The 24,849-nt window shown below is 67.8% G+C and carries 27 protein-coding genes; 8 read left to right on the forward strand and 19 right to left on the reverse strand.

Annotation, left to right across the window (positions count from 1 at the left end):
• Positions 1–733: 733 nt before the first annotated feature.
• The 3 genes from ACLNEE_RS05055 to ACLNEE_RS05065 form a co-directional block, all read right to left on the reverse strand.
• Complete coding sequence (locus ACLNEE_RS05055; protein ID WP_411423581.1) at positions 734–2,518, reverse strand: mechanosensitive ion channel family protein; 1,785 nt, start codon at positions 2,516–2,518, stop codon at positions 734–736.
• 146 nt (positions 2,519–2,664) lie between these two features.
• On the reverse strand, positions 2,665–4,290 hold the full coding sequence (locus ACLNEE_RS05060) for a mechanosensitive ion channel family protein (RefSeq protein ID WP_412006850.1): 1,626 nt from the start codon (positions 4,288–4,290) through the stop codon (positions 2,665–2,667).
• Between the two features lie 130 nt (positions 4,291–4,420).
• Entirely contained in the window at positions 4,421–6,079 is a 1,659-nt protein-coding gene (locus tag ACLNEE_RS05065; protein WP_412006851.1) for a mechanosensitive ion channel family protein, read from the reverse strand.
• A gap of 109 nt (positions 6,080–6,188) precedes the next feature.
• Between ACLNEE_RS05065 and ACLNEE_RS05070 the strand changes: the two genes are divergently transcribed.
• From ACLNEE_RS05070 to ACLNEE_RS05090, 5 genes are all read left to right on the forward strand, one after another.
• A complete protein-coding gene (locus ACLNEE_RS05070; protein WP_412006852.1) occupies positions 6,189–6,428 on the forward strand; it encodes a hypothetical protein in 240 nt (79 codons plus the stop codon).
• A 101-nt stretch (positions 6,429–6,529) separates the two neighbouring features.
• Positions 6,530–7,528, forward strand: a complete 999-nt coding sequence (locus tag ACLNEE_RS05075) for a formylglycine-generating enzyme family protein (protein WP_412006853.1) — start codon at positions 6,530–6,532, stop codon at positions 7,526–7,528.
• A 3-nt stretch (positions 7,529–7,531) separates the two neighbouring features.
• Positions 7,532–7,951 (forward strand): DUF1622 domain-containing protein, encoded by a 420-nt coding sequence (locus ACLNEE_RS05080; protein WP_411424650.1) that lies wholly within the window; start codon positions 7,532–7,534, stop codon positions 7,949–7,951.
• 77 nt (positions 7,952–8,028) lie between these two features.
• Positions 8,029–8,415, forward strand: a complete 387-nt coding sequence (locus ACLNEE_RS05085) for a YidH family protein (RefSeq protein WP_411424651.1) — start codon at positions 8,029–8,031, stop codon at positions 8,413–8,415.
• A 5-nt stretch (positions 8,416–8,420) separates the two neighbouring features.
• The gene (locus tag ACLNEE_RS05090) at positions 8,421–9,305 is read left to right on the forward strand and encodes a bile acid:sodium symporter family protein (RefSeq protein ID WP_412006854.1); all 885 of its coding nucleotides are present in this window, start codon (positions 8,421–8,423) and stop codon (positions 9,303–9,305) included.
• A 19-nt stretch (positions 9,306–9,324) separates the two neighbouring features.
• On the opposite strand, the gene ACLNEE_RS05095 is transcribed toward ACLNEE_RS05090, so the two are convergent.
• The 5 genes from ACLNEE_RS05095 to ACLNEE_RS05115 all read right to left on the reverse strand — a co-directional run bounded on the left by ACLNEE_RS05095 (position 9,325) and on the right by ACLNEE_RS05115 (position 13,718).
• Positions 9,325–10,308 carry an RNA-binding protein gene (locus tag ACLNEE_RS05095; RefSeq protein ID WP_412006855.1) on the reverse strand — a complete coding sequence of 328 codons (984 nt, stop codon included), beginning with the start codon at positions 10,306–10,308 and terminating at the stop codon, positions 9,325–9,327.
• Between the two features lie 91 nt (positions 10,309–10,399).
• Positions 10,400–11,371 (reverse strand): hypothetical protein, encoded by a 972-nt coding sequence (locus tag ACLNEE_RS05100; RefSeq protein WP_411424504.1) that lies wholly within the window; start codon positions 11,369–11,371, stop codon positions 10,400–10,402.
• Positions 11,371–11,847 (reverse strand): hypothetical protein, encoded by a 477-nt coding sequence (locus tag ACLNEE_RS05105; protein ID WP_412006856.1) that lies wholly within the window; start codon positions 11,845–11,847, stop codon positions 11,371–11,373. The genes ACLNEE_RS05100 and ACLNEE_RS05105 overlap by 1 nt, the downstream gene beginning before the upstream one ends.
• A 255-nt stretch (positions 11,848–12,102) precedes the next feature.
• Positions 12,103–13,176 carry a hypothetical protein gene (locus ACLNEE_RS05110; RefSeq protein WP_411424502.1) on the reverse strand — a complete coding sequence of 358 codons (1,074 nt, stop codon included), beginning with the start codon at positions 13,174–13,176 and terminating at the stop codon, positions 12,103–12,105.
• On the reverse strand, positions 13,176–13,718 hold the full coding sequence (locus ACLNEE_RS05115; RefSeq protein ID WP_411424501.1) for a hypothetical protein: 543 nt from the start codon (positions 13,716–13,718) through the stop codon (positions 13,176–13,178). The genes ACLNEE_RS05110 and ACLNEE_RS05115 overlap by 1 nt, the downstream gene beginning before the upstream one ends.
• 217 nt (positions 13,719–13,935) lie before the next feature.
• On the opposite strand from ACLNEE_RS05115, the gene ACLNEE_RS05120 reads away from it, so the two are divergent.
• Together ACLNEE_RS05120 and ACLNEE_RS05125 are read left to right on the forward strand one after the other, a co-directional pair.
• Positions 13,936–14,535 (forward strand): Crp/Fnr family transcriptional regulator, encoded by a 600-nt coding sequence (locus ACLNEE_RS05120; protein ID WP_411424500.1) that lies wholly within the window; start codon positions 13,936–13,938, stop codon positions 14,533–14,535.
• Between the two features lie 71 nt (positions 14,536–14,606).
• A complete protein-coding gene (locus tag ACLNEE_RS05125) occupies positions 14,607–14,747 on the forward strand; it encodes a hypothetical protein (protein WP_411424499.1) in 141 nt (46 codons plus the stop codon).
• A 9-nt stretch (positions 14,748–14,756) separates the two neighbouring features.
• Here the strand turns inward: ACLNEE_RS05125 and ACLNEE_RS05130 are convergent, their stop codons facing one another.
• The 11 genes from ACLNEE_RS05130 to ACLNEE_RS05180 all read right to left on the reverse strand — a co-directional run bounded on the left by ACLNEE_RS05130 (position 14,757) and on the right by ACLNEE_RS05180 (position 24,117).
• Positions 14,757–16,355, reverse strand: a complete 1,599-nt coding sequence (locus ACLNEE_RS05130; protein ID WP_411424498.1) for an ABC transporter permease — start codon at positions 16,353–16,355, stop codon at positions 14,757–14,759.
• Positions 16,356–16,365: 10 nt separating this feature from the next.
• Positions 16,366–17,418: an extracellular solute-binding protein gene (locus tag ACLNEE_RS05135; protein ID WP_412006857.1), complete on the reverse strand. Its 1,053-nt coding sequence runs from the start codon at positions 17,416–17,418 to the stop codon at positions 16,366–16,368.
• 185 nt (positions 17,419–17,603) lie between these two features.
• Positions 17,604–17,747 carry a hypothetical protein gene (locus ACLNEE_RS05140; RefSeq protein WP_411424496.1) on the reverse strand — a complete coding sequence of 48 codons (144 nt, stop codon included), beginning with the start codon at positions 17,745–17,747 and terminating at the stop codon, positions 17,604–17,606.
• Positions 17,748–17,823: 76 nt separating this feature from the next.
• Positions 17,824–18,408, reverse strand: coding sequence for a HupE/UreJ family protein (locus ACLNEE_RS05145; protein ID WP_412006858.1), 585 nt, complete (start codon positions 18,406–18,408; stop codon positions 17,824–17,826).
• 105 nt (positions 18,409–18,513) lie between these two features.
• Positions 18,514–19,623, reverse strand: coding sequence for a CobW family GTP-binding protein (locus ACLNEE_RS05150; RefSeq protein WP_411422835.1), 1,110 nt, complete (start codon positions 19,621–19,623; stop codon positions 18,514–18,516).
• Positions 19,624–19,692: 69 nt separating this feature from the next.
• On the reverse strand, positions 19,693–20,151 hold the full coding sequence (locus ACLNEE_RS05155) for a lectin-like protein (protein WP_411422834.1): 459 nt from the start codon (positions 20,149–20,151) through the stop codon (positions 19,693–19,695).
• Positions 20,152–20,187: 36 nt separating this feature from the next.
• Positions 20,188–20,628 (reverse strand): Fur family transcriptional regulator, encoded by a 441-nt coding sequence (locus tag ACLNEE_RS05160; protein ID WP_411422833.1) that lies wholly within the window; start codon positions 20,626–20,628, stop codon positions 20,188–20,190.
• Positions 20,629–20,652: 24 nt separating this feature from the next.
• Positions 20,653–22,011, reverse strand: a complete 1,359-nt coding sequence (locus tag ACLNEE_RS05165) for a hypothetical protein (protein WP_411422832.1) — start codon at positions 22,009–22,011, stop codon at positions 20,653–20,655.
• Entirely contained in the window at positions 22,008–22,679 is a 672-nt protein-coding gene (locus tag ACLNEE_RS05170; RefSeq protein ID WP_412006859.1) for a TIGR03943 family putative permease subunit, read from the reverse strand. The genes ACLNEE_RS05165 and ACLNEE_RS05170 overlap by 4 nt, the downstream gene beginning before the upstream one ends.
• 8 nt (positions 22,680–22,687) lie before the next feature.
• Positions 22,688–23,650: a permease gene (locus ACLNEE_RS05175; protein WP_411422830.1), complete on the reverse strand. Its 963-nt coding sequence runs from the start codon at positions 23,648–23,650 to the stop codon at positions 22,688–22,690.
• Positions 23,647–24,117 carry a 6-carboxytetrahydropterin synthase gene (locus tag ACLNEE_RS05180; RefSeq protein WP_411422829.1) on the reverse strand — a complete coding sequence of 157 codons (471 nt, stop codon included), beginning with the start codon at positions 24,115–24,117 and terminating at the stop codon, positions 23,647–23,649. Before ACLNEE_RS05180 ends, ACLNEE_RS05175 begins: the two co-directional genes overlap by 4 nt.
• Positions 24,118–24,150: 33 nt before the next feature.
• On the opposite strand from ACLNEE_RS05180, the gene hisIE reads away from it, so the two are divergent.
• Complete coding sequence (hisIE, locus tag ACLNEE_RS05185; protein WP_411422828.1) at positions 24,151–24,828, forward strand: bifunctional phosphoribosyl-AMP cyclohydrolase/phosphoribosyl-ATP diphosphatase HisIE; 678 nt, start codon at positions 24,151–24,153, stop codon at positions 24,826–24,828.
• Positions 24,829–24,849: the final 21 nt, after the last annotated feature.

The following is a 24,849-nucleotide window of genomic DNA, read 5'->3' on the forward strand; positions in this document are numbered from 1 at the left end:
TGCTACGACACCGGCTGCAGCAAGCTGCGCGAGGCGATCGGTCAATGATTCGCTTCACCCGCCTGGGGGTAGCTGCCGTTCTGGGATTCACCCTGGCGCTCCCCCCGTTGACCGGTTCGCCGCCATTCACTTCCCCACCGGAGCTTCCGGATCCCTGCCGGTGGAAGCGGTGCAGCTGGCACGTGACCATGGCGGCGGACGCGGCAGCCGGGGCGGTGGGCGCAACTTCAAACGTGGCGGGCGCACCGGTTTCGGCGACAGGAGTGGCCGTTTCGAAGATCGTCGCGATCAGCTCGATGACTGCTGGCACAGGTACTGGTCAGGCTGGTCCCGGCCCGGATGGCGTGGTGCCCGCCCCAGGCGGGAAGGCTGGTACAACGGTTGGAATTCCTGGGCCTGGTGGATGATGCCATCAACCAACAACGCACATCCTTTGTGCTTCCAGGTACCGGCTATCAGCTCTCTTACCCGGGCGTCACGCCATCAACAGTACGGGATTGTCCTCTGCCGTGAAGACCGGCGCGTCGGACATGCAGATGACGGCTGACTGCCGCCGGGGAACGCTCATTGGCCGGGTGCCGGGACCTGTTGCAGGGATCTTTGGGCACTCCCGATCAGGATATGGGTGAGTCAGTGGAATGGAGCAGCCCCATCGCACTGGGCCTGACCCAGCTCGTGGACCTCACCAGCCTCGTCTGCTGCGATGTGGCTCCGCTCACGCCCCAGGCCAAACTCAGCACCCAACTGTTTCGTTGGGGCGCCGGATCAGCTGCTGCGGAATTCCAGGCTCGATGCCGGCGGCATCGAAGGCCCCTTTGAGGCGCCGGCGGAACTCCCTGGCCACCCCCCACTGCTTCAGCGGCAGTGTCTTGATGAACAGCCTGAGGCGCACGCCGCTCTGCTCGAGGCGATCGACGCCGAGCAGCTGGGGCGGCTCGAGGATCTGCTCCTGCCACTCCGGGTCCCGCGCGAGCTGCGCGGCCACCTCCTGGAGCACCGCGCAGGCCCGCTCCAGATCGCTGCCCCAGGCGATGTCGATCTCGAAGTTCACCCGGGCCCAGTCCTTGCTGCGGTTGATGCTCTCGCGGATCATGCCGTTGGGGATCGTCACCACCTCTCCTTCGCCGCCGCGGAGCTGGGTCTGGACCAGATTCATCGCCTCCACCAGGCCGGCATGGCCGTTCACCGCAATCGAATCGCCGATCGCGAAACGGTCCGAGGCCAGGATCCGGATGCCGCTGATCAGATCCTCCACCAGGCTGCGGGCGAGGAACCCGAAGGCCACCGCCACGATCCCGGCACCGGCCAGGATCTGGGGATTGATCCCGAACAGCAGCACCGTGAGATAGAGCCCCAGGAGCGTGGTGCCGGCGGCGATGCTTCCCCGCAGCACCCGCGCGTTGGTCTCCAGGCGCATCCGCGGCCGCCGGGAGTCTGGCTGGGTGGCCTGCGCATCCACCGCCCAGCGGTTGAGACGCCGCATCAGCGCCCAGACCACGACCGCTTCCAACAAGACCACCCCGATCCAGATCACCGGCAGCCCCACGGACTGCTTCATCAGAAAGGCCGATCCCAGGCGGGTGGAGGGGAAGAGATGCAGGGTGATGATGATCGCCATCACGCCCACGGCAATCCGCAGCACCTGCAGCAGTTTCACCAGGATCCGCCGCCGCCGCAGCTGCCGTTCAAGTCTCTGGTCGCTGAGCAGCGACTCTGGCGCGTTTGCGGTGATGGCTGGCGAGGCACCGTTTCTTTGCTCTCCACGGGCCTGAAGCGTCGCCAGGCTCTGCCGCCGCAGCCGGTAGAGGCCCTGCAGGCTGTGGCTGCAGAGCGCCACCACCGCCGCGCCGATCCCCAGGCTCAGCAGGGCTCCGGCCCAGCGCAGGCCCGGGATGTCACGATTCAGGCTCTCTCCCCAGAGCGCTTCGCTCATCGCCCGCTCGAGGGTTCCCTTCCAGCGGCTGGCCAGGCTGGGAAGGTCCGCCCCGTTGGCCAGGCTGTCCGGTTCGGTGAGGGTCACCAGTGTGATCTGCGGCGCCTTCGACGCCTCGTCGGCAGGCAGGTAAATCACCGGGGTGTTGTTCTTCACCCCCACCTGCAGGGAGGGCGTGGCCGGATGGCGCGGCTTGTGCTGGCGGTCGAGCCAGAACCCCAGCGAATGGCGGCCGGTCGGCTGGTCTTCCTGGGCCAGCCGAGCCCGCAGCTGCCCCAGGAGGCGCTGCAGCGAGGTGGAGACGGCAGTGGAGCGGGCCTCCACCCGCAGGGCCAACTGATCATCCGTGTCCTGCGGTTGCGGCATCACCGCCAGAACAATGCCGTTCTCGCCCGGCAATTGAGGCAGCTGAGGGCTCACGACCCGGCTGCACCACATTCTTCCGCAGCGCTGGGCCCGGTCGAGGTCCCACCAGGGCTTGCGGCCACTGGCGCCGTCCGCCGCCTCCTGGGCCAGGGCAGCCTGTCCCAGCACCAGGGTGAGGATGAGGATGCCGATCAGGGCGCTGCGCCGGAAGGTGATCATCAACGAGGGGGGAATTACAACAAGAAATCGCTACAAGTCGTACCAGATGGGCGATGCGTCGCCCTGCAGCCCGCGCGGTGTGGGGAGCTTCAGTCTTCCGTTTCTACTTGCCGCCTGGAGCCGCCGCGACGAGCCCATGAACGCCTTCAGGCCGAGGGCGGCGGCGGCACGGTGGAGGCATTGCCATTGCGCATGGCGTGATAGCCAGGCGAGAGGATTTCCACTCCTGCCCTGGCGAAGCAATCCTGGAGAGCCGCATGAAGCTGAGACAAGGTTTCTCGATAGGTGGTTGAATCCCTGAGATAGGCATTCAGCTCGTAGCTGATATGGAAGTCGTTCAGCGCCGTTTGAAGCACGAAGGGATCAAGCTCATCGCTGATTGTCTTGACGCTTCGGGCAGCTTCAAGCATCAGCTCCTCCACCTGCCGCCAGGGCACGTCGTAGCCAATGGTGATCGTGGTGGCAAGGGCTACCGGCTGCCGGATCTCTCGCCTCGAAAACGTGAAGTTGACCACCGAACTGCCGATCACTGCGGCATTGGGAACACTCACCAATTCGTTCCGGGGTGTGCGCAGTCGTGTAACCAGAAGAGTGCGCTCCTGCACAATGCCGGTCGTGCCATTGATTTCGACCATATCTCCTTCCCGAAAGGCCCGGGTGTAGATCAGCATCAGGCCGCTGATCAGGTTGGACGCTACGGCACTGGATCCAAGGGCTGCAAGCACACCCACAAAGACACCAGCGCCCTGAAATACCTTGCTTTCAGAGCCAGGGATGTAGGGGAAGGCACTCACAAGACCCACCAGCGTGAGCAGGATTCCCACCAACCTTGAGGTCGGCCTGGCCCACTCCCGATAGAAGCCTGGAATCCTCAGGCGACCCAGCCTGAGGGCGTCAAACACCCCATTGCTGATGCGTATGGCGACAATAGTGATCCCCAGGATGATCGCGATGGAGAGGATATTGGGGATCGCTCCCACTACACCGCGCATCGCTCCGAGAAAGACACTGCGCAGCTGAGCCCGCAGCCCCTCCGCAATTCCCTGGGTTGGGGGGAAGAGGCTGAGCAGCAGCGGGATGAGCAGATAGCTCAGCACCAGGATCAGCAGCCAGTAAAGAATGAGGCGAAAGTTCTGCAGCGTTCCTCGGATCTGATCTGGCTCGACCAGTTCTTTGACGCCAAGTCTCTTGAGGGATTGAAGATAAAAGCGTTGTCGGCCAGCAATCCATCCCTGGGCACGACTGTTCAGGTATCCCAGGGTCTTGAGCAACAGGACATAGAACAGCAACACGGCAGCCGCGAGGCCCGTTCCCTTCAGCCATGAGCGGGTGCTGTGAATGTCTCGGTAGCGAACGATCGCATCCCGGATCTTGGTTTGGCTGCGCTTGGCCAACGCCTCGCGATTGATATCAAAGCAGGCTGCCATCCGGTCATCGAAGGCGCCAAGCTGTTTGAATTCCTGTCCCTCTTTCTGGACACCAATCAGCACGAAGGGGTGGGAATCCTTGAGCACCACCTGCTCAGGGGCGATACTGCGGTCTTCAGCCAGCTCGAGAAGCTGTTTTGAAGCACGCCGCGCAGCCTCCTGTAGATTCTGAGCCCCTGGAACAGAGCGCAACTCGATCACGTTGCGGCCATCCAGCTTCACGAAGCTGGGAGTAGGCGAACATGCCTGCGGATCTTCGGCTCTGGTGGGTGACGGCAGGATCAGGAGCAAGGTGATCAGTGCCAGAGCGATCGTGATCAATCGCGGCGCCAGCCTGGTGCGCACAGCACCACGGAGAGCGGAGAACGCCAGAGGAGGTCGCATGCTGGAATCGAGAGGAAAGGAGCTTTACGGAGCCTTGATTTCGGTGGTTGGAGACAACGATGCGGAGCTTGTGCTTGCCCCGGATGGCATCTCAGCCATGTCCAGATGCTGCCACCTCAGGGACCGTGCTGGCATTGCCATCGCGCACGGCGTGATATCCGGGCGAGAGGATCTCCACCCCAGCTTCGGCAAAGCGGTCCTGCAGGGCGCCATGCAGCTGGGAGAGGCTCTGACGGTAGGTGTTGGCATCCCGGAGGTAGGCGGTGAGTTCGTAGCTGATATGAAAATCATTCAACGCCGTCTGCAGCACAAAGGGCTCCAGTTCATCCGTCACGCCTTCCACGCTGCGGGTAGCCGCCAGCATCAGTTCCTCCACCTGCCGCCAGGGCACGTCGTAGCCGATCGTGATGGTGGTGGAGAGCGCCACCGGTTGGCGGATCTCACGACGCGAGAAGCTGTAGTTGGCGATGGCATTGCTGATCACGGTGACATTGGGAATGCTCACCAGCTGGTTGTGCGGCGTCTGCAGCCGCGTCACCAGCAGGGTGCGATCCTGCACCGTGCCCATCAGGCCATTCAGTTCCACCAGGTCGCCCTCCCGGAAGGCACGGGTGTAGATCAGCAGCAGGCCGCTGATGATGTTGGCCGCCACAGCGCTCGAGCCCAGGGCAGCGAACACACCCACGAAGATCCCAGCCCCCTGGAACGCCTTGCTGCTGGATCCAGGGATGTAGGGAAAGGCGATCACGGCCGTGGCCACCGCGATCAGGATCACTACCAGCCTGGAGGTGGGCCGTGCCCACTCCCGGTAAAAGCCCGGGATGCGCAGGCGCCCCAGCCGGATGGCCTCGAACACCCCATTGCTGAACCGGGCCACCAGCACGCCGATGCCGATGATCACGGCGATCGAGAGCAGGTTGGGGATGGCATCCACCAGCCCCTCGAACAGCCCGATGGCCAGATCGCGCAGCTGTTGCCGCAGGCCGTTGGCAATCGCCTGCGTGGGCGGGAAGAATCCCAGCAGCAGTGGCACCAGCAGATAGCTGATCAGCAGCAGCAGAACCCAGTGAAGGCTGGATCGCAGGCCCTGCAGCAGTCGTCTCACCTGCTCCGGCTTCAACAGCCCTGAGAGGCCCAGCCGTGAGAGCTTCTGCAGAAGAAAGGTCTCACGGCGGAAGATCAGATCCCGAACACGCCCATTGATCCTGAACTGCATCCGCAGCCACAGCACATACACCCCCAGCACCAGCGCAGCCAGGGCGCTGCCACGCAGCCACGACTCCTGAGAATGCACCTGGCGGTAGCGCACGATCGCGGTGCGGACCTGATTGCGAGTGAGATCCGCGAGCTCACGAGGTTCCATCCCGTAGCAGCGGGCGGTGCGTTGGTTCAACACCCCCAGCCGCCGCTCCGGCTCTCCAGGTTGCTGAAGCATGATGAAACTCTCACCCTCCAGGTGCTTCACGCCGATCGCTTCGGGTTTGATCGCCTGGTTGCGGGCCAGCTCCAGCAACGTTCGGCTGCCCCGCTCGGCCACGGTGCTGACGCTCTCGGCGCCGGCGGTGCTGCGCACCTCCAGCACCTTGAGACCATCGAGCGAGATCGCGGCCGGCTCCGCCGCGCAGCCCTCGGGCACGTCCTTGGGATCCAGCACCAGGAACCCATGGGCTGGTGGCGCCAGCAGGAGCAACAGGGCCACGGCCAGAGCCGTGAGCCTGAGCAGCAGCGGCTGCACCGAGGCTGGTGCCATCGCAGGGTCACACCGGATCACTCCAGCGTGTGAAGGGTGCTGGGCTCTGTCAGCCGTCAGGTCTTGCGCTGGGGCGTTTTCTTCACCCTGGCCCAACGGCTCAGGTCTGATGGGGGGCAGCAAGAGATCACGCAGTGTTGAGATCGAACCCACGGGGCCCCCGCAGCTGGCGACGGGCCTGGGGGCCGCCGGCAACGCCCAGCTCTACCTGGATGGCGTGCTGGTGGCCCAGGCCCACTTCGACACCACCGTGCCGATCGTGTTCAGGATCGAGGGGCTCAGCTGCGGCTACGACTTCGGCGAGGCGGCGAGCTGCACGAGGTGGTGTGGGATCTCTCCGGCGAGCTGATCGTGGATGAGGAGGCGGAGGCCCGTCGATTGATGGCGCAGCAGTTGCCGGTTGCCGGGCCTTCAGCGGCTCATCACACTGCACCCAGACCCTCTGGCCGCATGACGTCGAGCACCCACCGCGCCACTCCGGTCCTGACTCCGACCCCCAGTCGCCAGGCCCCGGGCCGTCCGCCGGCCCGCGACATGGTGTGGATCCCGGGCGGCCTCTTCACGATGGGATCCGACCATCACTATCCGGAGGAGGCCCCCGCCCACAGCCGCCAGGTGGAGGGGTTCTGGATCGACCGGGCCCCGGTGACCAACGCCCAGTTCCGCAAGTTCGTGAAGGCCACGGGCCACATCACCCTCGCCGAACGCCCCGCCGACCCGGCCGACTATCCCGACGCCCTGCCGGAGCTGCTGGCCCCCGCCTCGATCGTGTTCGTGCCGCCGGCCGGGCCTGTGGGCACGGGCGATCCCTACCGCTGGTGGCAGTACATCCCCGGAGCCAACTGGCGCCACCCCGAGGGGCCCGGCTCCTCGATCAAGGACCGTGACCATCACCCCGTGGTGCATGTGGCCCACGAGGATGCCCTGGCCTACGCCGCCTGGGCCGGCAAGCAGCTGCCCACGGAGGCCGAGTGGGAGTTTGCCTCCTGGGGTGGCAGCGGCGGCACGGAATTTGTCTGGGGCTCAGAGCTCCACCCGGGGGGCCGTGCCATGGCCAACACCTTCCAGGGCGACTTTCCGCACCACAACAGCCGCCTGGATGGCTATGAGCGCACCTCGCCGGTGGGCAGCTACCCGGCCAACGGCTATGGCCTGGTGGACATGATCGGCAACGTGTGGGAGTGGACTGACAGCTGGTACAGGCCCCACAGCTCTGCCCAGTCCAGCGGAACCTCCAGCGACGCAGGCGGCTGCTGCGCCAGCGCCGCCCGGGAGGCCAGCATCGACCGCACCTCCCAGCACGGCGCCATGCCCCGCAAAGCGGTGAAGGGCGGCTCCTACCTCTGTGCCCCCAGCTACTGCCGCCGCTACCGGCCACCGGCCCGGCTGGCCCAGGGGATCGACACCTCCACCTGCCACATGGGCTTCCGCTGCGTGGTGAGGGCCTGAGGCATGGCCGTGGAGGAGCCACTGGAACACTGGCTGGCGGGCAGCGCCGAGCTGCTGCGCCTGCTGCTGGAGAGCATCTCGATCGTGTGTGTGGCCCTCGGGCTGCTGATCATCCTGGGCCAGGCCTACCGGGAGCGCCGGCAGCACGCCCGTTCCGCCCGGCCCTTCAACCGCATCCGGCTCACCTTCGGCAGCTGGCTCTCCCTGGCGCTGGAGTTTCAGCTGGCGGCCGACATCGTGGCCACCACCACCGCACCCTCCAACGAGAACCTGATCAAGCTGGCCGTGGTGGCTGTGATCCGAACCTTCCTGAATGTGTTCCTGGCCCGCGAAGTGGAAGAGGAGCGCCAGGAGGAGGAACGCCTCCTGAAGGAACGCCGTGACGAACGCAGCGCTGAGTTCAGCAAGGATCCAAGCCCATAGGGCCGCCAGGACCTTCGCCTGGAGGCTTCAGCCGACCGCACCGACACCGGAAGGCCCACACAGCCGACGCCACCACGATGCCGAACCTCAACAACGAACTCGCCAAGGAGCGCAACCGGGCGGCCGCCGAGCGCACGATGATGGCCTGGATCCGCACCTGCCTTTCATTGATCAGCTTCGGCTTCGGCCTCGACAAGATCATCGGAGCCATCAACCGCACCCGCTTCGACAGCAGTGCCCATGCCGGCCTGAGTGTGCGCCTGGTGGCCATGGGGTTCGTGCTGATCGGCATCCTGGCGATGTCGGCGGCCACGGGCCAGCACCTGCGCACCCTCAGGCTCATCCGCCGCGACGACTTCGTGTATGTGGATCAGACCTCGATCACGGTGTTCACCGCCATGGCGCTCACAGTGATCGGTGTGGTGGCCTTTGCCTTGCTGATCTCCGGCGCTTCTGGAATCTGACCCCCATGCCCCCCTTTGCTTCCTGGCTGGCTTCGGCCACCATCACCACGCTCATGTTCAGCCTTGGGCTGGGCCTCAAGGACTACCCCTTCGTGCTGCTGCGTGATCGCCCGGCGCTCCTGTGGCGCGTGGTGCTGGCCACCTGTTTGGCCGTGCCCCTCGCCGGCCTGGCTCTCGTTCTTCTGCCCCTCCAGGAGCTTCTCACACGACCCGCCTGGGCCGCCATGGCCCTGATGCTGGTGTGTCCCAGCGCCCCGCTCATCCTGTTCCGGGTGCGCAGCAGCGGTGGCACGGCCGAGCTTGCGGCAAGGCTCCAGATTGCGGCTGCCCTGGCGGCCATCCTCTCCATCCCGCTGATGGCGATCGTGTTCAAGGCCGGTGCGGGCGCGCAGGGTTGGGAGGTGGATGGCTGGGACATCCACCCTGCCGGAGTGGCGCTGCAGGTTCTCAAGGTGCAGGTGTTGCCGGTGCTCGCCGGTGTGCTGCTGGGCCAGTGGCAGCCCGAATGGGCTCAGCGCTGGAGCGGGGTGCTCGGCAAGCTCGCCACCCTGCTGCTGGTCCTGATGCTGGTGGTTCTGCTGGCGCTGAGTGCCCGTCAGCTGGTGCCGTTCCTCCTGCAGAACCGGGTGGGTCTGGCCGCGATGGCCGCACTGAGTGTGCTCAGCCTGGCCGTCGGCTACGGCCTGGCCGGCCGGGATCCCCTGGAGAGGCGCACCGTGGCGCTGGTCACCGGCATGCGCAACACGGGCCTGGCGGCGGATCTTGCCTTGAGCTATGCCCCCAGGACAATCCTGCCCGAACTGATCCCAGGCATCCTCAGCTACGTGCTGATCACCGTGATCGTGTCAACCCTGTTTCTCGGCTGGCAGAAGCGGGAACTCGCCCGCTGAGGCCGACCGTCGGGGAGCACTAGAAGAAGAACTTCACCCCCATTTCGATGCCGTTCTGATAGCTGCGCAGTCCGCTGGGCCGCTCATCCCCGTTGCTGTAGTTGATGCCCAGGTAGCGCCACGACAGGGTGATATCGGTGTTGTTGCCCACGGCATAGCCCAGGCCGAGCTGGGCATTGCCGCTGTAATCCTTGGCGCCGGAGAAGTCGAAGCCGCCGATGTCGGCTCGGGCAAAGGCCCTGAGTTTCGGGGAGAGGAAGTAGGTGGCCTGGACGCCAAGCAGCGGCTGGGCCCAGGTGCGGTCGAAGGAGCGATCCCGCCCCAGGCGCCGATCCCCATCGATTTCGCGGATCTCCGCCCGCACATCGAGGCCCATATCCAGCACCCGCACCCCTGCGTAGGGAATGAAGCTGTACTGGCCTGGCTTGGCGATGGCTGTTTCCGGTGATCCGAAGCGATACCGCAGGGCGAAGTCATAGATCCCCTGGGTGGTGGACACCTCGGCATTGCCGGTGAAGAGGCCGCGTCGCCCCGTGCGGCCGTCCTCCCCGGAGAGCTTCACGTAGCTCAGGTCGGTGAGCAGGCCCCAGCGCCCCTTCTCGACGCTGCCCCGCACGAAGGTGAGCCAGTCGAGAGCGGAGAGGATGTCGCCCAGGTCTGAATCCACCTCGCTCTCGAAGCCGCGGATCGTCACGCTGCCCGTGGCACGCAGGGGGGCGAATCCGTAGATCTCCACCGTTCCACGCCAGTCGTTGCTGGGATCGGCGCTGGCGGCCTGCGGTGCTTCAGCTGGGTCCTCTCCCTGGTCCTCTGCCGGGTCCTCTGCTGGGTCCGGGCCTGCCATGGGCTCAGTCTCCGGCTCGGCTGGTTCGGCTTCAGAGTCCGAAAGGGTCTGCTGTGCGACGGGCAGGGCCTCCTCGGCGTGGACAGCATCGGCGCCGGCGCTCATCCAGGCGAGGGGGAGGCTGATCAGGGCCAGGCTGGCCAGGCGGGACGAGCGCATGAAGAAGAACGTGCTGCCCCCAGGGGGAGAGATAGGGGCAGGCTTCTTATAGACGCCCCCCATGGCCCTCCCTGGCCGTGGGGGGCGGTCGTCAGACCGACCCGAACGCCACCTGGCAGGCGGCATTCAGCAGTTCGGCCTCCGACGCGTTGCTGGGCTGCTGGCCGTCGATCGTGCCGGCCTTGCAGTCGGCGGTGATCTCGTAATCACCATCGTCGGCCTTGGCCAGGAAGGTCACCGCCTCGTTGTTGGAGGGTTGCACCGACCCGTAGTACAGCTCGTAATCGGTGTTCGGCACCACGATCACCTCGGACCTGGTGGTCACGGCGTTGTCCACGGCCGAATTGATGATGGCGGCGGTCGCCAGGGTGGTGACCCCCCAGGCGGCCGCATTGGCTCCCCACCAACCCCAGCTGGGGCTCGACCAGCCGCCGTACCAGCCGTAGTTCCAGGGGCGGGCATACCCCCAGCCGGGCCGGGCCCAGCCGCCCCGGTAGCGGTAGCCGCGGTCGTAGCGCCGCCAGCGGTCATTGGCCCGGTTGTAACCGCGGTTGTAACCGCGGTCATAGCCACGGTTGTAGGCACGGCGGTTGCTGCCGCGGCGATCGAGGTTTCGGTCGACCCTGCGGTTCCGGTTGACGTTGCGGTTCACATTCCGGTTCACATTTCGGTTGGTGTTGCGGTTCACATTGCGGTTCCCATCGCGCCGGCCCGCGGTGTTCTTGCTGGAGCGGTTCATTGAGGGTCTGCCCTTGCTCTTCGACGACTTGCTCCAGCCGCTCCTGGGCTTCTTGGAGCCCCGATTCATGCTCGATCCCGAATGCTTGAAACCTGTTTGCCCCTTCCTGGACGAGGAGTGCCGGCGACTGCCACCACTGCGGTTGCCCCTGGAGCGGCTGCTTCGGGATCGCCCACCTCCTCCCTTGCCGCCGCCTTTGCGCACCAGCAGCTCGTTGCTCTCCTGGCTTGGCGGTGGTGACTCCCACGCCGCCAGGGACGGGGTGGCCGGCATGGCCATCACGGCGGCCAGCAGCAGACCGAAGGCGGAGAGGGGCCGTTTCATCACTTCACCTCCTCACAGGCCGCGTCGAAGCAGCTCAGATCAACGCGTCCATCCGGGCCGAACTTCACGCGCACCAGATCGCGGCCTTCGTACACCTCCGGCTTCTCCTCCACGATGCTGTTGAGGTAGTTGGGATTCACCACGCAGAGATCCCGGCCGTTGAAGCACACCGTGTTGCTCGACAGCAATGCACCGGCTGACGTCAGGGAGATCCAGGTCTTGCTGGCGGGGTCCCACCGACTCATCCGGGTGGGGTCCTCGCTGATGCGGATCAGTTCCACCCGCGTGCCGATCGTGTGGCGGTAGAGGGTCACCCCATCCTCTTCGGATGCCTCCACCGTGCAGGCTTGGGAAGCACCCTCCTGGAGGCTGCACTGGGTGTCGAGGGTGTACAGCACCTCGGCGAGGGCCGGCCCCGGCAGCAGCGTCATGGTCAGCGCCGTCGCCGCCCCTGCCGCCACACCGGCCACCTTCATCGCCGCTGCTGCAGCTGGGGTGAGGGGTACCGGGGATCCAGGCGAAGGAACGTGGTGCTGCATGGCGCGGTGACTCCGGAGCATCGGTGAAGGGCCTTGTTTTCAGCGTGGACACCCGATGTCGAGGTGACACCCCTGGATTGAATGTCGCGACAGAAAACGACAGAAAACGAAAAAAAGACCTGCCGTCGGAGTGACGGCAGGTCGGGATCCTGACTTCAGCTGTGTGCGTTGCTCAGAGGCTGCGCGCGCCGCTCAGACCGAGCCGTAGGCCACCTGACAGGCGGCGTTCAGGAGTTCGGCCTCCGAAGCGCTGTTGGGTGTGCTGCCGTTCAGCGTGCCCTGTTCGCAGTTGGCCTGCATCGTGACCGCGTTGTCCCCCGAGATGGCCTCGAACGACACCGCCTGCGTGCCCACCGGTTCCACGGTGCCGTACAGGAGGCTGTAGTCGCTGTTCGGCACCACGATGTAGGTGGTGTGGTTGGTCACGGCGTTGTCCACCGCCGAGTTGATCACAGCCGCCGTGGCCAGGGTGCTGACCCCCCAGGCGGCAGCGCTGGCACCCCACCAGCCCCAGCTCGGACGGGACCAGCCGCCGTACCAGCCGTAGTTCCAGGGCCTGGAATAGCCCCAGCCCGGGCGTGCCCAGCCGGGATAGCGATCCCAGCGGTCGTTCCAGCGGTCGTTGCGCCGATCCCAGCGGTCATCCCAGCGGTCGCCGCGCCGATCGAAGCGGTCGTCTCGCCGGTCCCGGCGGCTGTCATAACGGTCGTCGCGGCGGCCCTGGCGGTCATCGAAGCGATCGCCCCGGTTGTCGCGCCGATCGCCCCGGTTGGCCGTGCGGTCGTCCCGCCGGTTCTGGACGTTGTCGCGGTTGCGGTTGCCGTCGCGATTGCGGTTGCCGTCGCGCTGGCTGTTGGTGCGGTTGGAGGCCGTGCGGTTCGAACCGCTGCGGTTGCGGTCGCCGCTGCCGGCCGTGCGGGTTCTTGAGCTGGACCCGCTCGCCGATTTGCGGTTGAGCGAGGGGCTGCCGCTGGAGCGGGCGTTCTTCTTGTAGCCGCCGCTGGGTTTCTTGGAGCCTCGGTTGAGGCCGGAGCTGCTGCTCTTGAAGCCACTGCGGCCCTTCGAGGAGCGGCTGCTTCTGTGCCCACCGCCCTTGTGCCCGCCCCCGCCTCTGTGCCCGCCGCCGCCCTTGCGGGCCAGCAGCTCGGGCTCACTGGCCGTGGCTGTGGGGTTGACGGCAGCGTCGAGGGCTGCCGTGGCCGGCAGGCCCGGCAGGGCCAGCACGCCTGCCAGCAACAGGCCGAACACCGTGCGTGATCGCCGCATCACTTCACCTCCTCACAGCCTTCGTCCCAGCAGGTGACCACCACCCGGCCGTCATCGCCGAACTTCACGCCCACCAGGTCGCGGCCGGCCGAGGCGTTGGGGTTCTCTTCCCGCACGCTGTTGAGGAAATTCGGGTTCACGACACAGAGATCGCGGTCGTTGAAGCAGATGGTGTTGGTGGAGAAGCGGGCCCCGGCTGAGGTGAGGTTCTTCCAGGCGCTGCTGCCGGGAGCCATCGCGCTCATGGTGAGAGGAGCTTCGGAAACCCGGATCGTGAAGACCGACTTGCCGATGGTGTGGATGTAGGTGGTGACGGCCTCCTCCTCATCGTCCATCGCCTTCACCATGCAGGGCTGGGGCTGACCGCCCTTGATGGTGCAGGTGGTTTCCAGGGTGTAGAGCTCGGTGGTGGCCGCCCGGACCGGGCTGATCACCAGGGAGGAGGTGAGCGCCGCCAGCGTGCAGGCGGAGGCGGCCAGCAGGAACGGTCGGCCTGGGCGGTTCTGATCACTGGGGTGGGAGAACGTGGTGCGGCTCGGCATATCGAGTCAATCCCTAACGGAAGGCGGGACACCTCCTCAGTGTTGACATCGCGGGGAGCGCTGTCAGCCCACCGATGGGTTTTGGCACGAAGGCTTCCAGAGAGGCGGCACAGGCCCTGCGCCGCTCGCAGCTGATACTCGCTATTGAGAATCGCTTGCAAAAGGGCGGCGGTCTTGTTTAGTTTGCGAGTCATTCGCAATAGGCTCCGCCGCGGCCATGCCCTTCCGCTCCCCTCCCGACGTCGCCTCCAGCGCTGTGCGCCTGCCGCAGGGCCAGTCCGTGCTGCTCGATCCTTCCCGTCGCTTCGGCGGTGGCTGCATCGAAGTGCTCGATGGCGTGGCGCGGGTGTACTGCCCCTGTGAGGAGACCGAGGGCATGACCCTGGCGTTCCTGCAGACGGGGGATCAGCTCATCACTGACCGGCTCTGCAGTGAGGGGGTCTGTGTGGAGGCCCTCACCCCCCTGTGCTTTCGCGCCGACACCGAGCGGCAGCCCGGCGACGGGATGGATCCTGTCAACGAATGGACCTTGCAGCTGCTGCGCATCCGTCACCTCGGCAGTGCCGAACAGCGCCTCCATGCCCTGCTCGGGTTGCTGGTGCGTCGCATGGGGCGGCGCTGCGGCAGCTGGTGCGATCTCCCCTTCCGCCTGACCCATGAGCGCATCGGGGAGCTCATCGGCACCACCCGGGTGACCACCACCCGGTTGATGTCCCGCATCCGCCAGGCCGAGCTGATCGAGGTGCCCTCCGGTGAACCGGGCCTGCGTCTGGCTCCCTCGCTGGTCGAATCAGCACCGCTGGCCAGCGCCGCCTGAGCCTGCGACCGGGGCCCAACCTCCGGCTCCCGACCTCCCTTGCCCTCCTCCCCTTTCCGGCTTTCCCTGCCATGACCCAGCCGATCGGTCCCGCCAACGACACGCCCGAGTTCGCCGAGCGTCGCGGTCCCAGCCAGCCCAAGAAGAAGGGCTGCAAGCAGAACAAGTGCTCCCACTGGAAGGGCGGCAAGTGCCGCTGTGGTCGCGACTAGGAGGGCGTGCTAAGGGCTGTCCCCGTCCTGCCCTGAGCCCGTTTCCAGACTGGGAACGAGGGCCAGCGCGGCGGCCAGTCCCAGGGCCAGGATCAGCAGGGCCGGCACCAGAGCAGCCCCGACCCGCTCATCGCTGGCGTACTGGTACACACGCACCGAGAGCGTGTCGAAATCGAACGGGCGCAGGGAGAAGGTGAGGGGCAGCTCCTTCACTGTGTCGACGAACACCAGCAGCACCCCCACCAGCATCGGGCCCCGCAGCAGGGGCAGGTGAATGCGGCGCAGCACCTGCAGCCAGCTGCAGCCCAGGCCTGTGGCGGCTTCGTCCACGCTCGGGGGAATGCGTTCCAGACCGGCATCCAGCCCTTCCTTGCCCACGGCCAGAAAGCGGTCGCCATAGCCCCACAGCAGCAGCAGCAGCGGGCTCAGCTGCAGCGGTCCGCCGATCAGCATCAGGGCCAGGGCGAGCACCGTGCCCGGCACGGCATAGCCCATGCCGGCGATGAAGGTGAGCCGCTGCAGCAGCGGTTGGGCGATCCAGCGCTTGGCGATGGCCAGCAGCAGGCCGACCGCCATCGTCACGACGCCCGCCACCAGGGCCAGAGCCAGGCTGCGGCCCCCCAGCCACAGCAGTTCGTCGATCGGTTCCTGCTGCAGCTGATCCCAGCTGAGGCAGGCCCACAGCAGGGGAAGGCCGAGGCTGGCCAGCGGCGGGATCAGGGCGAGCAGCTGGGTGAGGGCCGCCCGCCAGCCGCCGAGCTCCCAGGGGGTGAGTCCCTCGCCGCGTCCTCCGGTCAGCCAGCGGCGGCTGCGGCGGCGCATCTGCCGCTCGGCCCCCACCAGCAGGCTCACGATCGCGAGGGCCACCAGGGCCAGGCCCACGGCCCCCTGGGGATCCCCGTCGTTCTGCCAGCGCTGCAGGATCCCGGTGGAGAGTGTCGGCACCCCCAGCAACTCCACGGCCCCCAGCTCGTTCACCACCTCCATGCCGCTCAGGGCGATGCCGGCGCCGATGGCGGGCAGGGCCATCGGCAGGGCAACCCGGCGGAAGCTGCCCCAGGGGCCGATCCCCAGGGAGCGGCAGGCCTCCAGCTGGCGGCGCCCGCTCACCGAAAAGCTCTCGGTGCTGAGCAGGAACACGTAGCTGTAGGTCGCCAGGGTGAGCACCACCACGGCCCAGCCCAGGCCGTGGATGCGCCAGCTCATCCGGCTGCCGAGGTCGATGGCGGTAGCCGCCAGCAGGTAGGCCGGGGTGGCCAGGGGCACCAGTTGGGCGATCCGCAACCAGCGTCGACCGGGAAAGTGGCAGTTGGCGGTCAGCCAGCCGTTCGCTGTGCCCAGCCCCGCCCCCAGCACGCCCACCCCCAGCAGCAGCAGCACGGTGTTGCCCAGCTGTTCGGCGGCGTCGGGGCCCAGATCCAGGCGGCCCAGACCTCCCCCCAGGGCGGCGAACGCCACCAGGGCCAGCACCGGCAGGAGGGCCAGCAGGGAGAGCAGCACCACCCCAGCACGGAGGGCCGAGCGCTGGGGAAGGGCTGCCGGAGGGAAGGCGGTGGCGACGGGGGAGCGGCTCAGCCGTTCGGGTGCATCACAACGACTGAGTATCACGTCCAGCCGATCACTTCCAGCCGTTGGCCTGCATCAGGTCCACGGCGGCCTTGTTCCTGGCCCCCATCTGCTCGGCGGAGACACCGTCCGATCGGAAGGTGCCGAAGCCTTTGAGCACGGCGTTGTTGCCGTAGCCCTGCAGGGGGTACTCATGGTTCGCCTCGGCATAGCCCTTGCCGCCGCTGGGGGACGCCAGGAACGCGAGCAGTTGGCGGGCCGCCTCGGGGTTCCTGGCATGGCGGGTCACACCGGCGCCACTGATGTTGACGTGGGCAGGGTCCGGGAACACCACCACGAGCTGGCTGGCCAGGGCCTTGTCTTCGGCGCCGTTGGTGCCCGAGAGCATGCGGGCCACGTAATAGGTGTTCACCACCCCCACACCGCAATCGCCCTTGGCCACCGCCCGGGCGAGCGGGGTGTCCGAGGTGAAGAACGGCTGGGTGGTGTTGGCCACCATGCCCCGCACCCAGTCCCCGGTGGCGGGCTCACCCCGCTGGATCATCTGATCGGCCACCAGCGACTGGTTGTACACGCTCTTGCTGTTGCGCAGGCAGAGCTTGCCCTTGAGGGCCGGAGAGGCCAGATCGGCGTAGGTGCGGATGCTGGCCGGGTCGGCAACCTTCGGATTCACGACGGCCACCCGGACCCGGCGGGTGAGGCCGAACCAGCGCCCCTGGGAATCGCGCAGGTTGGCCGGCACGTCCCGGTCCAGCGCCTCGGAGCGGGTGGGCTGGTACAGACCCATCCGGTTCGCCTTATCCAGCCGGGCGGCGTCGACCAGCACGAGCAGGTCGGCGGGAGTGTTGGCCCCCTCGCTGTTCACCCGCTCGATCAGGGCATCGTCCTTGCCTTCGAGCAGATTGACCTTGATGCCGGTGCGGCGGGTGAACTCCTTGTAGAGCTCCTTGTCGGTGTTGTAGTGACGACCGGAATAGACGCCGATCTCCTGATTGCCGGCAGGGGCAGCCGCATCGCCGGCCTGCGGGTCGCCCTGGCTGGAGTCACCGGACCCCCTGCAGCCGCTGATGGTGGCCGCCATCGCCGTGGCAGCGCCCAGGAGCATCAAAGACCGAAACAGTTTCATGACCAGGTGGTGCCACGGCACCGTTGACTGGCCAGAAACTAGGGATCACTCGGAAAAGGAAGACGTTCAAACGACGCAGCAGGGAGTAACAATTGCTACGTGCCTTGTGTCACGTGCCCTGGCTGCGGGAACTCTGATCGGCTGGGTGGGTGCTCAGTGGCTTCTCAGTCGGAGCGGCGGACGCGCACGGGGACCAGAGCCGGCTGCATCAGGCCGCCGCCGCCGTTGTCGTCATCCGAATCAGTGGTGAGCCACAGGGCCAGACCGCACAGGGCCAGGACGCCGGCGTAGAGGAGCAAATCGACCATGGCGCCCAGTTGAGTCCGCCAACGCTAGCCGGGTTGGCTGGGGTTGGTGTAGCGACGGTGGCTGGATCAGACGGGATCAGGCCAGGGGAGCGAGGGCGAGCAGCCCACCCGTCAGGGTGAGCAGGACCGACACGGCCAGGACCAGGCGTGGGGTTGCCCGGCGCACGATCGCGAAGCTGGCGCCGGCGACGGCCAAGGACGCCCCCAAGGCGCCCAGCCACCAGGCAGGGCTTCCGGAAGCCTCCAGGCCATGGAGCATGGCGTGGATGGCCACAGCAGCGGCCACCAGGCTTCCCGTCAGCGCGCGGTTCGTGTCCGCACGGCGGCGCAGAGGCTGCAGCATCAGCAGCCCCAGGCCGGAGACGCTCAGGGCGGCCAGCACCTCCGCTGCCGGCAGGTTGCCGCCCTGAAGGCCGTAGACGGCGCCCAGCACGGCGCCGCCCAGGGCAAAGAGCAGCAGCTGGCTGCCGAGCAGGGCGCCGGCGGCCCCGACCCCGATCAGCAGCAGCAGATGGTCCAGCCCCAGCAGGGGATGGCTGGCCCCGGCCGCCAGGCCACCCTCGGCAAAGCCGTGGGCGCCCACCGGCAGAGCCGAGAGCAGGCTGAGCCCCAGGCCGGCCGCTGTGGCCCAGGTCAGTTGACGGATGGGAACGCTGTTCATCGGAAACGGGAACCGGGGTGGGGAGGCTTCCTGGCGTGGGCCCGGCAGGGGCGGGTTTCAGCACCCTGGGGCGCCTTCATCCTACCATGGCTCAACCCTCGCCGTTCAGCCGAATCCCTTGCCCGCATCCTTGGCCACGCAGGCCTGGAGTTGGCGGCGCAGCTGCGCATGGTTGAGGTCCTTGCCGATCAGCACGATCTGATTCTTGCGGGCACCGGAGGGCCAATCGCTGTCATCGATCGAGAAGCGCTTGCCAGCCAGGTGGAAGACATGGCGCCGCTCACTTTCGTTGAACCACAGGATCCCCTTGGCGCGGAACACACCGGCGGGCAGCTGGTTGTCGAGGAAGTTCTGGAACTTGCGCAGAGCGAAGGGCCCTTCGCTCTGGAAGGAGAGCGAAGTGAACCCTTCGATGGCGGCATGGTCCGGATGGGTGGCGTGGTGGTGCTCGTGGCCATGGTCATGGCTGTGGGCGTGGCCATGGTCATGGCTGTGGGGCTCGTGCTCGCAGTGGCCGTGCTCGTGGTCGCAGCCGGTGTGGTCCTGGACCTCAGTCCCGGGGCCCTCCTCCTGCTGGCTCACCACCCGGTCGCTCTCGAACAGGCCCACGCTCAGCAGCAGCGCCAGGGGCACCTCCCCCTTCACCGAGCGCAGGATGCGGGCGTCGGTCTTGATCGCCCGCAGCTCCTGCTCGAGGGCCCCCAGCCTGGGCTCGTCCACCAGATCGCACTTGTTCAGCAGGATCATGTCGCTGTAGACGATCTGGGCCCGGGCCACCTCCCCCTCCAGGATCTCCGCGCCGAAATTTTCGGCATCGACCAGGGTGATGATCGAGTCGAGCCGGGTGGCATCGCGCAGGTCACTGCCCAGGAAGGTCATCGCCACCGGCAGGGGGTCCGCCAGGCCCGTGGTTTCCACCACCAGATAGTCCACGGGCTCGGGGCGCTCCAGGATCCGGTAGACGGCCTCCAGCAGTTCACCGTTGATCGAGCAGCAGATGCAGCCGTTGCTCAGTTCGACCATGTCCTCGCCGGTGGCCACCACCAGGTCGTTGTCGATGCCGATCTCCCCGAATTCGTTGACCAGCACCGCGGTCTTCAGGCCCTGCTGGTTGGTGAGGATGTGGTTGAGCAGGGTGGTCTTGCCCGCTCCGAGGAAGCCCGTGAGGATCGTCACCGGCAGGCCGGTGGGAGCAGCGATGGTGGAGGAAGCCATTGGTTGGGGACAGGAAACGGCTGAGGCGGGCAGGAGGGGCTGTGGTGACGGTCGGGGAAGCGGAGGGCTTCAGATCCGGAATTCGGCGATGCCACCGCCGAGCACCACATCGTGATAGGTGTTGTCGGAATTCTTCCAGCGCCCGAAGGCCTTGGGATTGAAGTAGATGTGCACGAATTTCTGATCCGGTTCCGGACTCGGTTCGCTGTTGCGGTAACCCGGAATGCCTCCCTGTACCCAGTTGCGGTACTTCGAACGCGACCCCGAAGACCAGCTGAAGTTGCCGGTGCGGTTGTTGCGCTTGAGCCCGATCCACAGCCCGCAGTCGTCGGCGGCGAGGGGAGAGAACTTTCTGGCCAGAAAACGATTTTCCTTGCGGTTGTTGACCGTGGCCAGCTCGCCACCCAGGTTGCGGGCCTGGCGGCGGGCCCGTTTCCAGCTGAGCGGGCCCTCCAGCAGCACGTAGGCGCTGCGTCTGCGCGTGAAGACCTTGTAACCCAGCCCGGTCAGCTTGTCGACGATGCTCATCGCTGTGGTGGAAGCGTTGGGAGGGCTGCCGGCCCGTCAACCGCTGGGGCTGGGGCGCTGGTCCGGTCCGCCTGAGCGTAGGGGTGGGCGCCCCTGGCGCCGTTGGCAGGCTTCGCAGAGCCCGAAGAACTCCAGGGTGTGGAACAGCGGCAGGAAGCCATCGGGCTCGCCGGTCGGGATGTGCAGCTCGTGCACCGGACAGTGCTCGAGCAGCTGGGTGGCGCCGCAGTCGACACAGGTGAGGTGGTGATCGTCGCGATCGGCCGGCGCGAACAGCGCCTCGCCGCTGGGGAGATGGCGGCAGCGCACCAGGCCCCACTGCTGGAGCTGCCGCAGGTGCCGGTAGACCGTGGCCAGCCCCATCGGCATGGCGCCTGCCCGCAGCTGGGCATGGAGGTCCTGGCCGGAGAGCTCCTCGCCGGCCTGGCACAGAGCCTCCAGCAACTTGGCCTGCCTGGTACTGAGCTTGGGACCCACACGGCGACGGTCGGTGGGGCTGTTCTAGCCGGAGGGCAGCCAGTGAACCTGACGGATCGGCCGCGGCAGCGGGCGCAGCGCCAGGCTCGCGGCATCGATCAGCACCGGCTGGGCTGCGGCGGGCGGATTCCCGATCGCCGCCAGGGGGCGGAGCGCAGCCAGCAGCTGCTCGCCGCTCGGGTCGAAGGACAGGCCTGTGCCGGGCTCGAGCTCCCAGCCCTTCAGGTGGCGCCGCTTCAGCAGCCGGCCCGTCCGATCCAGGGCCACCAGGGTCAGCTCCGGCTGGCCCCGCCCCTGCAGCAGCAGGGCCCAGACCCGATCCCCCCCCCGGCTGCAGGCGCTGGCCACGAGGGCTTCGCTGCCGAGCCAGAGCTGCTGTGGGGGACGACCGGGTTCCACCAGTTCCAGGGAGCGGCGGAAGTCCGGCCAGTGCCGCAGCAGCAGGGCCCGTCCGGCCTGGGGGCAGAAACTGCTCAGGTCCCGGCTGCCCGGCAGCGTCTGACGCCGCGGTTGGCGCGGGGGCAGGGTCTCCAGATGCAGTCCTTCGCTGTCCGGCACCACCACCGCGCCTCCACCCGGCAACAGCTGCATGGGTCCGGTGGCCTGCCACGGCAGCGGCGCGCGCTGGCCCTGGCGGGAGAACAGCTCGGTGGTGGTCTCCCCCGAGACCGGGTTGCCGCTCTGGATAAGCAGCTCTCCGAGGCGGTTGCTGCTGATGTGGGCGAAGGTGACCGGCGCGGCGCCGAGGGGACGGGGCTCGCGGACCCGGAGCTCCTCCAGACCCGCCGCCGCCGGGGCGAGGTTGACCTGCTCCAGGTCGATCCGCCACAGGCGCAGCAGTCCGTCGGTTCCCTGGCTGGCAGCCGCCACCCCCGCTCCGTTCCCGAGGGGCACGGCCACGGGAACCGACGGCCAGACCGGACTGATCGGCTGCCAGCGGCCATCGTGATGGCGCACCTGAAGCTGCTCGCCACCGGGTTGGCTGACCACGGCCAGCAGCCGGGGTCTGGGGTCCCAGGCGAAGCGGCGGCGGGCCAGGGGAAGACCGCGCCGATCCTTGCCTCCCAGCTCCAGGGTGAGCGGCCGGTCGAGGCGCTGGCCTTCGTCGAGGCTGAGCTGAAGGTTCTGCCCGCTGCCCAGCCAGCGGTGGCCCAGGGCTGGCTGCAGGCTGCTCAGGCGCTGCAGGCTCTCGCTGTCCATCGGCCGGCTGAACCGCACCTGCAGGGCCGCCGGGCCAGAGCTGGCCGGGGCGGTGCCGAGCTGCTCCAGTCGCGGTGGCTGTCGCACCAGCAACTGTTGCTGCACCAGGCTGAGCAGGGCGGGGGCCGCCAGGGCCGCCAGCAGGGCACGGTTCCCCAGCAATGACGGGTTGGGGCCGCTCATGGTTCCAGGGGCCGGGCAGGCCTGGGGATCGGTCGGATCCGCTCGGGCACCACCACCAGGCCATCGGCGCCGGCGGCCATGCTGCCCTCGATCGCCAGCCACTGGTCGGCGGGGGGCTCGGGCCGATCCGCCGGCCAGCGCACCGGCAGTCCCACCGGGGTGGCATCGGCGAGGCAGCACCGCACCAGCAGCCGGGCCAGCTGGGCAGGTTCGCCCGGGATCGGCAGCACGAAGCCGCTGATCCGCACAGGGTCTCCGTCGAACAGGCGGGGATCGGGCTGGCTGCGCAGCAGTCGCACCCAGTCCGTGAGGCTGCGCTGGGCCGGCGGCAGCACGAAGCTGAGCTCCGTGTCGGCCGTCTCGTCGCTCGGGCGCTGGCTGGCCAGGTCGGCAAAGGAGGGATTGGGGGGCAGCACCAGCAGGGCCAGGGCGATCGCGGCGGTGGCGAGGGCCCGCCTGGGCTGCGGGGGCGCCGCCGGATCGGGCCGACAGCACAGCTGGGCCAGCGCCAGCCCCAGCAGCAGCAGCCCGGCGATCCAGACCAGCGGATGGAAGGCTGTCCGCAGCAGCAGATCGAGCCGGCCATCCCCGCTGCTGCGCAGCAGCACCGCCGCCCAGAGCGCCAGCGGCAGGGCCTGGCCCAGGCGGGGAAGCAGGCGCGTGAGCATCCCCGCCATCACAGACGCCACAGGTTGACCCACTGCCCCATCAGCAGCACCAGCAGGCTGGCGCCGGCCGCGGTGACCACCAGCCCCCGCGGCCGGAACAGCAGACCGAGCAGACCCACCAGCTTGAGGTCGATCACCGGGCCGAGCAGCAGAAAGGCGAGCAGGGCCCCCGGGGTCACCTGGGCGGCAAAGCCCAGGGCCAGGAAGGCATCCACGCTGGAGCACACCGACACCACCAGGCTGAGCACCATCAGCGCCAGGATCGAGAGCGTCGGCGCCGACCCGACGGCCAGCAGCCACTGGCGCGGCAGCAGGCTCTGGACCAGGGCCGCGATCGTGCAGCCCATCACCAGCAGCAGGGCGAGATCGAGAAACTCCCGGCTGCCGTGGTGGAGCACCGTGGCCCAGCTCGGGCGTGCCGGCGGAGCCAGGGGCAGCTGGGGTGCCTCGAGGCCCACCAATCCGGTGCGGCGCTCCAGCAGGCTGACGCTGGAGAGCGGCTGGTTGAGGCGTCGCTCCTCCAGCAGATCGGTGCGGAACAGCTGGGTCTCCGGCAGCTGACGCAGCACCAGGGAGAGCCCCAGGGCGAGCACCACGGCGCCCAGGGGCCGGGCCAGCAGCATCCAGGGCTGGTCGGGGAACGCCGCCCAGGTGCTGGCCAGCACGATCGGATTCAGCACGGGGGCGGCGAACAGGAACCCCAGGCCTGTGCCCACCGGCGCACCACCCACCAGCAGCCGCCGTGCCACCGGCACGTTGCCGCATTCGCAGGCCGGCAGGGCGAAACCGAGGGCGGCGCCGCTGAGGGGGCCCCACACCGGGTGGGAGGGCAGCCGCCGCAGCCAGCCCCCACCGGGGGCGAAGCGGCGGGCGAGCGCGGCAATGACCACCCCGATCAACAGAAAGGGCAGGGCTTCCAGCAGAAGCCCCTGGAACAGCGCCCAGGCCGTGGCGAGCCTGGTCAGCGTCATGGCGTCGTGAACCAGTCGGGGGTGGCCTCGAAGCAGGCACCGTTCCGGTCGTTCTCTCGGGCCTCGGCCTTCCAGCAGCAGGCTCGCCCGCCCTCCCGGTCCTGCAGGAGCTCGTTGGCCCACTGCCACACCAGGGCTGCGCTGGCCTCCATTCCCACGTTGTCCATCACGCGCAGATCCAGGGCCCCCTCCGCGTGCAGGTGGCGCCACTGGTCCAGCAGCGGGTCATCGGCGTTGACCAGAAAGGTGTGATCGAACTGGGCGGCAAGTCGCGCTTCGAGCGGCCTGAGGCTGGAGAAATCCACCACGAAGCCGCAGCCGTCGAGGGCCCTGGCCCGGAACCAGAACGTGAAGCTGCGGCTGTAGCCGTGCACGAAGCGGCAGTGCCCCGGGTGGCGCCACTGGCGGTGGCAGCAGGGGTAGCCGCTGAACCGCTTGCTGCAGCTGTAGGCCGCCGAAGACGACATGGGGGAGGATCGGGGCAGCGGCGAAGCAGGGCCTTGCAAGCACCATTTCAGCGTGATCCTCGCCTGGTTGACGGGCTGCGCTTCAACGCGGATGGTCTGATTCCGGCCGTGGCCCAGGACTGGCTCGATGGGGCGGTGCTGATGGTGGCCTGGATGAACCGCGAGGCGCTGGAGCGGACCCTGGCCAGTGGGGAGGTGCACTACTGGAGCCGATCCCGCCAGGAGCTCTGGCACAAGGGGGCCACCAGCGGTCACACCCAGAGCCTGCGGGACCTGCGCTACGACTGTGATGCCGACGTGCTGCTGCTCACGGTGGAGCAGACGGGAGACGTGGCGTGCCACACCGGTGCCCGCAGCTGCTTCTTCGACGCGGGCCCCAGCCCCAGTGGTGGAGGTCCGGATGCCGCCCCGCCACCGGCGGATGTCTGCACGGAGCTGATGCGCGTCATCGAGGGGCGCCGCGACCATCCCGAGCCCGGCAGCTACACCAACAAGCTCCTGGAGGGAGGCGACAACCGCATCCTCAAGAAGATCGGCGAGGAGAGTGCCGAGTTCGTGATGGCCTGCAAGGACGGCGAGGCCGACGCCATCGCCGGAGAGGCGGCCGACATCCTGTTTCATCTGCAGGTGGCCCTGGCCCTGCACGGGGTGAGCTGGCGCCGCGTGCAGGAGGTGCTGGCCCGACGTCGGGGGGCTCCACGGCGGGACTGACCCCCTTCGGCCCATGGCACT

The organism is Aphanothece stagnina RSMan2012 (assembly GCF_046764815.1).
In the GTDB taxonomy this organism is placed as follows: Bacteria; Cyanobacteriota; Cyanobacteriia; order PCC-6307; family Cyanobiaceae; genus NIES-981.